Here is an 11,098-nt window from a genome sequence, read left to right on the forward strand (position 1 = left end):
CTTACGGCCTGGCGGACTTCCGCCCGAGTCGCAGTACGCGCTGCACCTTCAGGCCGAGCCGCCACCACCAGTGCGCGCGCTGACGCGCGAGCGTTCGCTCCAGCCCGGTCGCGCGCGCGCGCGCCTTTTCGAGCGACTTGCGAGACTCGGAGATCCTGTCGTTCAATTGCTGGCGCTGCTCGGTGAGTTGAGACACGCGGCCGCGCAAGCGGTCCACTTCGAGGTCGACGTCGCGTAGTCGCTCCTCCGAAACCTCCAGCAATCGTGAATCGGTGATCCCTTCAGCTTCGCCCGGCACTGCAACCGCTAGGACGTAGGGGCCCAGCAGATCCATTTGCTCAACGCGCAGAGATGCTCCTCCGAGCAGGTCCACCAGTTGGCGAACGTAGATCGCGTCCTTGTGGTCGTGGTGAACGTGCAGACCGTACGGCGCGGAGATCACGAGCGCGCCGTCGGGACGAAGAACACGCCGAACTTCGGCGAGGATCTTCTCGGGGTGAAGGACATGCTCAATCACCTCACCCAGCAAGACGGTGTCCAGACTGGCATCCGCGAACGGAAGTCCCGCCGCTTCGACGTACTCGAATCGGACTCGCGCCTGTACTGCCGGATCCTCAAGCGAGAGGGCTTTACGTGCATCCTCGATCGCTTCGAGTTCGTGATCAATGCCGACAACTTCGAAACCTTCACGACCGAGCAAGATGCAGGCGATCCCTTGGCTGCATCCGATGTCGAGTACGTCCGCCCCGCGAGCCCGGCGGCACATCCAGTGGATACGCTCACGCGTCCGCCGCTGCTGCTCCGCAGATCCGGCCCGCCCTGCGTAAACATCGCTGATCTTGTCCCTGTTCACGGGCGGTATTCTACGCGCACACCTACCAAGCGGGACCAAGGAAATCATGAAATGGATCTTGTGGGGAGACATCCTCGAACGACATGTCGTCGACAGTCTTGCCTCCGCGTTGCGGGCCGAGGGACACGACGTCGTTCACGTTCCGGTCCGGGAGCCCGGATACGTCCTTGATCCCGACGCGGAGACCGAGCGTCGGTGGGAGGCTTTGCTGGATGAAGCGCTCCCGGCCGACGCCTTGTTCAACTTCCGCGCAGACCACCTGACGCCGCGCCTTGTTGAGAAGCTGCGCGCGCAGGGCACGGTCACGTTCGCCTGGCTTTCCGACGACCCGCTGCTCTACCAACTCGTCTACCGGCACTTCGTCGAGTCCTACGACGTAACTCTCCACACCGGCCGCGAAGACGTGCTTGCGTTCTACGAACAACGGCACGGCATCAAAGGCTTCTCATTCCCCTTCTGGACCGACGACGCGCGCTACCCGGCTCGCTGGGATCCGGACGCGGCGGACATAGAACTGGGCTTTCTGGGGAACTGCACCGGACCAAGGCGAAACGGCCGCTACGATCTACTCGCGAGTCTCCCGTTCCGGACCCGGTTCTTCGGGCGGATGAATCGCGGTGACGAGGACTACGCAGGGATCGCCGGCGGCCTGCTGGCTCCCGATGAAATCTCCGAGGCAACAGCACGATTCCGCCTTGGATTGAGCATCCCCCAGGCGTTCGATGAAGCTGAGCCCCGGTTCTCATTCCCGGAACTTGTGGGATTCGGTGAGTTCTGCTTCCCGAGCCGGCTGATCGCGTACGCGGCAACGGGGGTCCCGTCGATCTCGCTGCAAGCAACCGCTTCGCCACTCGCATCGACGCTCACCGTCCGAACGAGAGCCGAGTTGGTTGGAATCGCCGCGGATCTGCTGGAGGATCCCGGGGCGCTCCTCGCGCTCTCTGCGTCCGTGCGCGCGGAGTTCGAAGCCTGCCTGAGCGCTCGAAGCCGTGTGGCGATGCTGTCCGGCCTGCTTTCGGAAAGGCGGGACCTCGACGTCAGGACGCGCGCGAACCTCTGGCGACAATTCGGCGAAAGTCCCGTGTCGATCGCCTTACGACGAACACGCCGCGCGGTTCCTAAGCCCCTCCCCCAACCGACCGAGACGACGGTGCTTGCGTTCCTTCGCGCTTCCGGCGTCGCACCGCGCCCGATCGATCTGCATAGCGCAGGCAACGCTCTCGGAGTGCGGATCGCCGCCTTCGACGTGGACGCATGCCCGACACTCGCCCGAAACCCGTGGGGCCTTCGCGCCGGCGACGGCCCGGTGGAGATCGACGGAGAACGTCTCGAGCGCCTCATCGAGCGAACGCGCGCGCGCGTCCTGCTCTTCGGCGACGGCTGCGCGCCGCGCGCCGACACTATCGAACGTCTTCGGGTCGCGGGCACCACAACCGTCGGCGTCTGGTTCGAGTCGCCGACGAAGGCCGCCGGAGCTTTCGCAATGAGGTTCGATGCGATCGCTACAAGCGACCCCTCTGCGATCGAGTTCTTCCAAGAGCGCGGCCTGCCTCCGATAGCACTACCCGAAGCCGCCTCCGCGGACCGGAGTGCGCGGCCTCCCGGCGTCCTGGTGCGCGGAGCGACGCCCGGCGCAGTAGCGCTCACATCCCGGTTGCAGGCGGCCGGCATTCCCGTCACTCCGGGACCGGAAGCCGAGATCGAACTGTTCTCAGCCGACACGGGCGAAAGCGCGGGTGCGGTCTTTGCGGCGGTTGCACGCGGCGCCCTCGTCATCGCACCAGCGCGCATTGCCCCGGAATCGCTCGACCCAAACGGCCAAATGCTGGTCTTCGAGAACCTCGCACAAGCAGTCGGGCTGTCCGCCTACTACGCCGCGCGTGCAGCGGAGTGCGACGAGATCCGCGCCGCAGCCGCGCGGCGAGCCGCAGAGTTCGGGTGGGATCATTGGCTGTCATCACTCCTCGGCGCGATCAAGGCGCCTGTGCCGACTTCAACCGGAAGCATCGCGGTGCTCGGCTACTACGGCCGCGGCAATGCCGGCGACGAGCTGATCCTGGCCGGCCTTGCCGAGCGACTTCCCGACACGGACCTCCGGGTGATCGGATACGACGCTGCGGGAGTGGCCGCCGGACACAACCTTCCCGCCGTCAACATCGCAGACCTGGACGCTGCGCGCGAGCTCATCGCCGGCGCGAGCGCGTTCGTAATCGGCGGAGGCGGACTGATTCACGACTACGCCCTTCGATCCGACGATGCCTCGGCGTGGCTCTCTGGAGAAGCGCGGCCAAGAAGTCTTGCGGCGATCGCGCTCCTGGCCGCCACCGCAGCGCGCGCCGGCGTTCCGGTCGGGATATACGGCATCGGAATCGGGCCGCTCGAGACTTCACTCGGGCGAGCGCTCGCGCGGTACGTAGCCGAGACTGCGGCGTTCATCTCGGTTCGCGACGAAGGCTCGGCAGAGATCCTCCGAGAGTGCGGTTTCAGGGGGGATTTGCTCGTCGGAGCCGATCCAACCCTGACTATCACCCGGCCGGACCCGGCCGGGGTTCTCTCCGAACTCACAGGCCTGGAGTACGTGTTCGTCGCCGCGCGTCGCTGGCCGAACGCGCCCGATGATTTCCCGAGCCGGCTGGCGGCGCTATTGGATCAAACCATTGAACGATTCGGAGTCCGCGCCGTCTTCCTCGCGTTTCAGGCTCCGGGCGCCGGCGCCGACGACGCGGCGATGCACCGCGCGATCGCCGATCGAATGCGGAGGCGGGACGCCGCATTGCACCTGGATGGGTTGGATCACAACGGGTTGCTCTGCGCGCTCGCCGGCGCGCGCGCCGGCATCGGCATGCGACTCCACGCGTCGATCCTCGCCAACTCCTTCGGAGTTCCGACCATCGGCATTGCCTACGACCCAAAGATCCGCGCTCACTACCGGCAGGTCGGCCGGGACGCGCTGGCCTTCGGACTCGACTTCCAGGTCGAGGCGGCCGAGGCGGCACTCGCCGACCTGCTCGTCGCCGGCAAACGACAGCGCACCGACATCCAGAACGCGATCGCACCGCTGAAGCGACGCGCTGAGAGCATGACGGGAGCGTTCGATCAGTGGCTTGAGGGCCTCCCGGCGCGACTCCCGGCGCGCGCGCTCGATCTGGATTCGGAACTCGCCGACCTGCGGACGGCACTCGGCCGGACCCTCGCCGATCCTCCGGCCGGCGCGTAGGCGGCGCTCAAACCCCGTCCGCCGGCGCTCTCGGCGCCGACACCTGAGCAGTATCGCCACGGGTATACTTTGCCGATCGACCGTCGGCTGGATCTCCTCGCGCACGTACGCTCGAGCATGATTGGCCGCGAGAAACCGCAACCGTGACCAATATCTCCTCGACGACCAAGACTGCAGCCCGACTCGCCGCGCGCGCCCTTGTCGACCGCGGCTCTCGCAGGCAGCTGGCAACGTATCCATCGCGCGCTTCCGCCCGGTTTCGCCGCTCGCGCACCGCGCGCATGTTCTCGGCTGGGCTGAACCTGGCAAGCATCGTTGTCTCGGGCAACGAGAGACTTCCCATCACCAGTCGCATCGCGTTCGCGCGCGGCCTTGCCGCGTTGCGCCGTCGCGAAAAGGTCGCACGAGAGATCGCGCACGACCTTCGCGAAGAACGTGGGGAGTCGGGTGCGGGGTTCGCAATCGAAGCCGAGGCTCACCGGCGAGCAGAACGCATTGATGCGGCAGTAGCGGCGGCCAACGAGGCCGCCCGGCGATCTCCCGAGTCTGGAACCGTCCAGCGGATCGCAGGCATGGTTTCACTGGCGTCGGGCGACTTCTCGACGGCGGCGCAAAGGCTGGCAATCGCAACACGGCGACGACCAAGAGATGCCGCAGTTCACCACGCCCTCGCGCGCGCCCTGCTGATGTCGGGAGGCGACGCCCTGCCGCACGCGGCGCGGGCGGTCGAGCTATCTCCGGGACAGGCTTCCTACGTCAAACTGCTTGGCAGCGTTCTCCGCCGTTCGGCGGACACCGAGCGCGCGCTTGAGCTACTGGACCGGAGCTTGCGCTCGCCCTCCGCGTCGCGCGCAGTTGTCGAGTCGATGGTCTCGGCGTTCCTGGACACCGACCGTCAGGATGACGCGATCGCTCTCATCCGGAAACGGGTGTCGCCGGAGGACCAGCCACGCTTGCTCGCTAAGGCCTTCCTAAACCTCCGTCGATACGAGGAGGCAGTCACCCACGCCGATCGAGCTATCGAGATCGATCCGCGCAATCCTTGGAACCACTACTTGCGCTCGAACGCGCTCCAAGGCATGGGCAATCTGTCGGCGGCGCTCGCATCACTGCAAGACGCGCGCGCGCGCGGCGACGACTCGCGATTCGAACGACGCGAGCGGCATCTGTCCGGGCTGATGCGCACGTTGACGGGAGACTGGATTCCGACGGTTCCGGGAATCCCTGAAACGCTGCAGCCTGCTGCGCCCGACAGGGTGCTGCACCTGCTGGAGCGCACCCTCCCGCACCGGCAGTCGGGCTACACGGTGCGATCGATGTACACGGTGACGGCGCAACGAGACGCGGGCCTCGACCCGATCGTGGTCACGCGCCTCGGGTTCCCCAAGATCGACGGCGTTCACGAGTACGAGCCCCTCGAGACGGTCGGCGGCGTCCCGCACTACCGTTTGGAGCTTCCGGATATCGTCAACTATGCCGAACTCCCTAAGGACGAGTACTTGGAGCGGTACGCGGCGGAAGCCGCGAAGGTCGTTCAGCGAGTACGGCCGGCGATGCTGCAACCCGCGTCGAGCTACTTCAACGCGATGGTCGGACTAGCACTGAAACGCCGGTTCAACATCCCGATGGTGTATGAGGTACGCGGCTTCCAGGAGGACTCGTGGGCATCGCGTAGGGACGACGCGCTCGGGACGGAGTTCTACGAAGGGCGCCTGCGCGCCGAGACGCTGTGCATGCAAGGCGCGGATCGCATCGTGACTCTCGCAGAGGTAATGAAAGAGGAGATCGCCGGCCGCGGTATCGACCCGGATCGGATTTGGATCATCCCAAACGCCGTAGACGTGGAGCACTTCACGCCGCGTGCACGCAACGACGCGCTCGCGCGCGACCTCGGTCTGCCCGGCGACCGCACCGTCCTGGGCTACATCTCCAGTCTGAGCGGTTACGAAGGTGTCGACACACTGCTGCGCGGAATCGCGGTCTTGCTCCAGCGCGGCGTGGCCGTGTCGGGACTCGTGGTCGGAGACGGACCCGAGTTGGAGCCCTTGCGACGCCTTGCCGGTGAACTCGGAATCACCGAACACGTGCGAATCACCGGCCGGGTACCTCACGATCAGATCCTCGAGTACTACTCCCTTATCGACGTCTTCGTCGTTCCCCGCAAGAACCTTCGCGTGTGTCGGCTGGTCACACCACTCAAGCCGTTTGAGGCGATGGCGATGCAGCGAGCGCTCCTAGTGAGCAATGTGACCGCCCTCGAAGAGATCGCAGCACCAGGCGAACGCGGCCTCTCGTTCGTAGCTGAGGATCCCGAGAGTCTCGCCGCGCAGGCAGAGGTGTTCGTTCGCGATCCGGAATTGCGGAATCAGATGGGCGCCGCAGCACGAGACTGGGTTACCCGCGAACGGACATGGACGCGAAACGCCGAGCGATACCGCGATCTGTACGAGAATTTGCTCTCAGAGCGAGGGCTTCGCCTCTCGGCCCCGCGATCCCCAGTCTCACCATCGGAGGTTTCCGGCTGAGTTCGGGGAAGACCGTGCCGGCAATCTGCGTGTTCGTCCGCAATCAGTTCCATCACGATGCGCGCGTCACGCGCATATGTTCCAGCCTCCAAGAGCAAGGCTTCGAGACAACCGTCTTCGCGGTTGCGGCGGTCGGCGCCCCGGCGAGCGACTCATGGGAGGACGGGCACCTGGTGGCGCGCGTGAACGTCGAAACGCCGATACATCGGAGTGCCCGGTTCGTTACCCGATCCCTCGCGACTCTCGTCCGCCGCCCAAAGCCTGCGCGCGCCGGAACAGACGTCTCTGCCCCGCGGGAGCGATCTCAGACGCAAACGAGTCTTCAGCCTGTGGGAACCGGGCGTAAATCCGCGCGCGCGCTCCTGCTCCCATTGAATCGCACATGGCAGAACGTCGCTTACGCAAGGGAGGCCGGGCGCAGAGCCGGGCGATTGCACCCGGTCGCCTACCACTGCAACGATCTCAACACCGTGCTTGCAGGATGGGTCGCACGTCGGATTCACCCTGCCCCTTTGATCTACGACTCCCATGAGCTGTGGCCACATCGCAAGAGAGCCGACGCCGGACCCATCAAGACCTTTGTTGGGGAACTGGCGGATCGCTATTGGGCTCGGCGCGCCGACGCGGTCGTGACGGTCAACGACTCGATCGCCCAACATATGCAACGCCGCTACCGCGTGCGGCAGGTGCACGTCGTGCGCAACCTCCCGGCAACGACGAGCCGCGTGGAGCCGGCAGCGGCGTATGCGATCGGACATGTACCTCGCCCCCGCCTGATGTACGTGGGCGGCGTCCAGACCCACCGCGGACTAGAGGAACTGATCGACGCGATGCCGCTGATCAAACACGGCACTCTTGTTGTAGTCGGCCCGGGAAACGACGCGTACCGCGGCGAACTCGAGGAGCGCGCGCGCAGCCGCCGGGTGGCCGACCGCGTCGTCTTCCACGGCCTCGTTCCCCACGCACAACTCGTCGGCGTTCTGGCAACCGGGGACATCGGCTTCGCGCTGATCAAGAACTTCTGCCTCTCGTATTACCTCTCGTTGCCCAACAAGCTCACCGAGTACATCCACGCGGGCCTCCCCGTCGTTGCGAGCGACTTCCCCGAGATGCGGTCGGTGGTGGAAGGCAACCAAGTGGGAATCGTGTGTGACCCATCGGATCCTGCTGCGATCGCACGCAGCGTGAACGAACTGCTGGCCGACACAGAAGGCCTTGAGCGCATGAAGGCGAACGCGCGCGCGGCTGCACGCGAACTCAACTGGGAACTTGAATCCAAGCGCTTGCTCGCGATCTATCGAGAACTGATCCCAGCCGACCGATGGCCGGTGAAGTCGTGAAGCGCGTCTGCATGCTCGTGCGCAACTCGCTGGAGTTCGATCCACGCGTCGAACGTGAGGCGGCAGCCCTTGCGCGCGCCGGGTACGACGTCACCATCATCGCCATATGGGAACCGGCGCGGACCGTCCGCAGGGAAGAGCGCAAGGGGTTTCGCATCCGCAGGGTGAGTCGCCGCCGCCCCGGATTCGACTTCATCACTTCTGTCGCCGGGCGCGCCGTCGGGCGCCTGCGTTCCGGGCACCACGATGGTTCCTCGGGGTCGCTCCCGGGCAGGCTCCCGGCTCTCGCGATCCGCGGCGCATCCCTGTGGATCGGACGCGCGCTCAACCTTCTCCCCGCGATCACACAACGCTGGGCGATCGAATGGCGCATGGCGCTGGCCACCGCCGCCGCACGTCCCGACATCGTTCACGCGCACGACCTCAACACACTCGCCCCCGCGTCATGGGCCGCGCGTGTACGTCGCGCGAAACTCGTCTACGACTCCCACGAGATCTCTCCGGGTCTTCCCACGGTGCAAGATCCGGCACGCGTTTCGCGGTTCGAAGCACGCCTCATCCGACGCGCCGATGCAGTGATCCACACAACGCCGATGCGCGCGCGGTGGGCGGCCGAAACCTACGGGATTCGGACGCCGGTAGTCGTCCGAAACGTCCCCGAGGGATCATGCGAGATCGCTCCCGTGAACATCGCCGCGGAGATCGGCCTCCCACCCGGCACGCGAGTTGTCCTGCACCAAGGGAACATGCAACGAGACCGCGGACTCGAGGCGCTGATAACAGCCTTTGCGTCTCTCGACGAAGGCTTCGGGCTTCTGATGCTCGGCGGTGGGCGGCTGCGCCCGGGATTGGAGCAACTCGTCGCCTCCCTCGGGCTCGCTGAGCGGGTCAAGTTCCGAGCGTCGGTCCCTCACTCCGAGTTGTTGAGCTGGACGGCCGGAGCTTGGTGCGGCGCCTCACTCCTCGTCGATACGTGCCTGAACCACCGGTACTCGCTGCCCAACAAGCTGTTCGAGTATCTCGCCGTCGGTGTCCCACTGATCTGCTCGGACAACGAGGAAATCGGCGAGTTCGTGCGCGCGCACTCCTGCGGCGAAGTCTGCAATCCCTCCGACCCGGCGTCTGTGGCAGCCGCCATCCAATCGCTCGCCGCGCGCCACGACGCCGCCGCCGAGGCGGCACGCGCAGCCGGCAAGATCCACCGGTGGGAAGACGAAGAACGCGCCCTGCTGGACTTGTACGCGAACCTGTAGCGATGCCGGTTCGCTCGCCGCATTCTTCCGACTGATAGCCTCGCAGGCATGCGCGTGTGCATGATCGTCCGCAACTCCTGCGTGCGCGACCCTCGCGTCCTCAAGGAAGCAGGATCGCTCGCAAGGGCAGGTCACGAACTAACGGTGATCGCGACAGCTGAGCCGGGCGCGTCCGCCTCAGAAGCGCGCGACGGGTTCGCGATTCACAGAGTCGAACCCGTGCCGGGCTGGGTCCGGCGAGTCACCGGACGCGCGCCGCTGCCGACACAGGCTGCGACTCCCGCGTCCACCGCCGGGGAGATCCCCACGCAGCGACGGCCATACGCCCTGACGACCTTCCGCGACATTCTGGTCACTCGACAATTGACGACGGCAGCGCTGGCCACTCCGGCCGACGTCTATCACGCGCACGACCTCAACACGCTGCAAGCCGCCGCGCGCGCCGCCCGACGCCACCGCGCGCGCCTTGTGTACGACGCGCACGAGTTGTACCCGGAACTGACCGGACTCGGAAAGGCCGAGCGCGCGCGCTGGGCGCGTATCGAGCGAAGGTTGATCAGCACACCCGACGTCGTGATCACGCCCTCGGAATCGCGGGCAGACGAGATGGCGCGCCGCTACCGGATTCCTCGGCCATCGGTCGTGATGAACTGCCCACCGGCCGGCCCGGCGCCCGATCCGGCCGCAAGTCCCCTCGCTGCTCTTCGCCGGCCGGGAGAACGGCTGCTGGTCTACTCGGGAGGGTTCACCGGAAACCGCGGACTCGAGAACCTCGTACGCGCGATGCGACACCTTCATGGATTCCGCCTTGCGATGGTCGGGTGGGGCCGCCTGGAATCCGAACTTCGCGCGATCACTGTGCAGGAGAACCTCGGAGACCGGATCGAGTTCATACCGGTCGTCGAGCACGACCAAGTCGTTGCGGTCGTGGCAGGCGCCGACATCGGAATTGCGCCCTACCTTCCCGTCGGCCTCAACAACGTGCTGGCCGCACCAAACAAACTGTTCGAGTATCTCCACGCCGGACTTGCGGTCGCGGGAAGCGACTTACCCGACATTCGCCGGGTCGTCGAGACCCACCGCATCGGCGCGTTGTTCAACGCGGTCGATCCCTTGTCCATCGCGCTGGCCGTGCGCGAGATCGTCGATTCCGATGATCTGCCGGCCATGCGGGAGCGCGCGCTCGCGGCCGCCCCCGGCTACACGTGGGAAGCACAAGAAGATGTGCTTCGCGACATCTACGCGGCGCTCGGCGAGTCCGGCGCAGTCGGCTAGCCCAGGCGCGGAACGACTTCGGTCGCGAACCGCTCGATCGCTTCCGCGGCCCGCGCGCGCGTCATCCCCGGCGGCACCAAGACCACGGAAGTGAACACATCGGCAAGATCTAGGCCGTCCAGTTTCTCGGCGATGGGGCGAAGTTGAGAGGCAACCTCAGCCGGCGTCCCCACGACGCACGACGCGCGAACCTCTGCCTCAAACGGTAGGGCCGCATCGCGCGCGCCGGAGACGTCGCGCTCGCCCCGGCCCCACAACATGTACGAGCCGCGCACGTGAAGCACTCCGTCGCGGATCGACGCCCAGGCGTCGTCGGCATCGCGACCAATCCCGACGGGGAGGAACACTCCGTACCCGAAAGGGCCCTCGACGCCGGCATCATGACGCATCTGCAACACTTGCTCGGCGCGCGCGGCGATGTCCGACACGCCCGCCGTGGACGGCGGGAAGTACCCGTCCGCGATGCGAGCGGCTCGGCGAAGCGCCGGTTCCGCTGCCCCGCCGAGCCAGATCGGAATCGGGCGCGCGGGCTTGGGCGTCACTTCGACGTCCGTGAAGGACAGATGCCGTCCCTGATACGTGAACCTCCCCGGACCCCATGCGAGCCGGAGCACATCGACAAGCTCCTCAAGCCG

The 11,098-nt window shown here is 66.2% G+C and carries 7 protein-coding genes; 5 read left to right on the plus strand and 2 right to left on the minus strand.

What is annotated here, in order from left to right; all coding sequences use genetic code 11:
* Nucleotide 1: 1 nt before the first annotated feature.
* Nucleotides 2-853, minus strand: a complete 852-nt coding sequence (locus WDA27_09435; protein MFA5891154.1) for a class I SAM-dependent methyltransferase — start codon at nt 851-853, stop codon at nt 2-4.
* 46 nt (nt 854-899) lie between these two features.
* Between WDA27_09435 and WDA27_09440 the strand changes: the two genes are divergently transcribed.
* The 5 genes from WDA27_09440 to WDA27_09460 all read left to right on the plus strand — a co-directional run bounded on the left by WDA27_09440 (nt 900) and on the right by WDA27_09460 (nt 10,463).
* Nucleotides 900-4,070, plus strand: a complete 3,171-nt coding sequence (locus WDA27_09440; GenBank protein ID MFA5891155.1) for a polysaccharide pyruvyl transferase family protein — start codon at nt 900-902, stop codon at nt 4,068-4,070.
* Nucleotides 4,071-4,213: 143 nt separating this feature from the next.
* Nucleotides 4,214-6,595, plus strand: coding sequence for a glycosyltransferase (locus tag WDA27_09445; GenBank protein ID MFA5891156.1), 2,382 nt, complete (start codon nt 4,214-4,216; stop codon nt 6,593-6,595).
* A 14-nt stretch (nt 6,596-6,609) separates the two neighbouring features.
* Complete coding sequence (locus WDA27_09450; GenBank protein MFA5891157.1) at nt 6,610-7,935, plus strand: glycosyltransferase family 4 protein; 1,326 nt, start codon at nt 6,610-6,612, stop codon at nt 7,933-7,935.
* Nucleotides 7,917-9,188: a glycosyltransferase gene (locus WDA27_09455; protein MFA5891158.1), complete on the plus strand. Its 1,272-nt coding sequence runs from the start codon at nt 7,917-7,919 to the stop codon at nt 9,186-9,188. The genes WDA27_09450 and WDA27_09455 overlap by 19 nt, the downstream gene beginning before the upstream one ends.
* Before the next feature lie 48 nt (nt 9,189-9,236).
* Nucleotides 9,237-10,463, plus strand: a complete 1,227-nt coding sequence (locus WDA27_09460; GenBank protein ID MFA5891159.1) for a glycosyltransferase — start codon at nt 9,237-9,239, stop codon at nt 10,461-10,463.
* Here WDA27_09460 and WDA27_09465 read toward each other — a convergent pair.
* Nucleotides 10,460-11,098, minus strand: a 639-nt coding sequence (locus WDA27_09465) for an LLM class flavin-dependent oxidoreductase (protein ID MFA5891160.1), incomplete at its 5' end; no start/stop codon positions are given. The two genes, WDA27_09460 and WDA27_09465, sit on opposite strands and share 4 nt — an antisense overlap.

It is taken from the genome of Actinomycetota bacterium, assembly GCA_041658565.1.
Lineage (GTDB): Bacteria > Actinomycetota > AC-67 > AC-67 > AC-67 > JBAZZY01.

Excerpts from the sequence above, each read along its gene's own strand:
- WDA27_09455 (MFA5891158.1), top strand. The coding sequence starts at position 7,917 with ATGGCCGGTGAAGTCGTGAAGCGCGTCTGCATGCTCGTGCGCAACTCG.
- WDA27_09460 (MFA5891159.1), top strand. The coding sequence starts at position 9,237 with ATGCGCGTGTGCATGATCGTCCGCAACTCCTGCGTGCGCGACCCTCGC.
- WDA27_09440 (MFA5891155.1), top strand. The coding sequence starts at position 900 with ATGAAATGGATCTTGTGGGGAGACATCCTCGAACGACATGTCGTCGAC.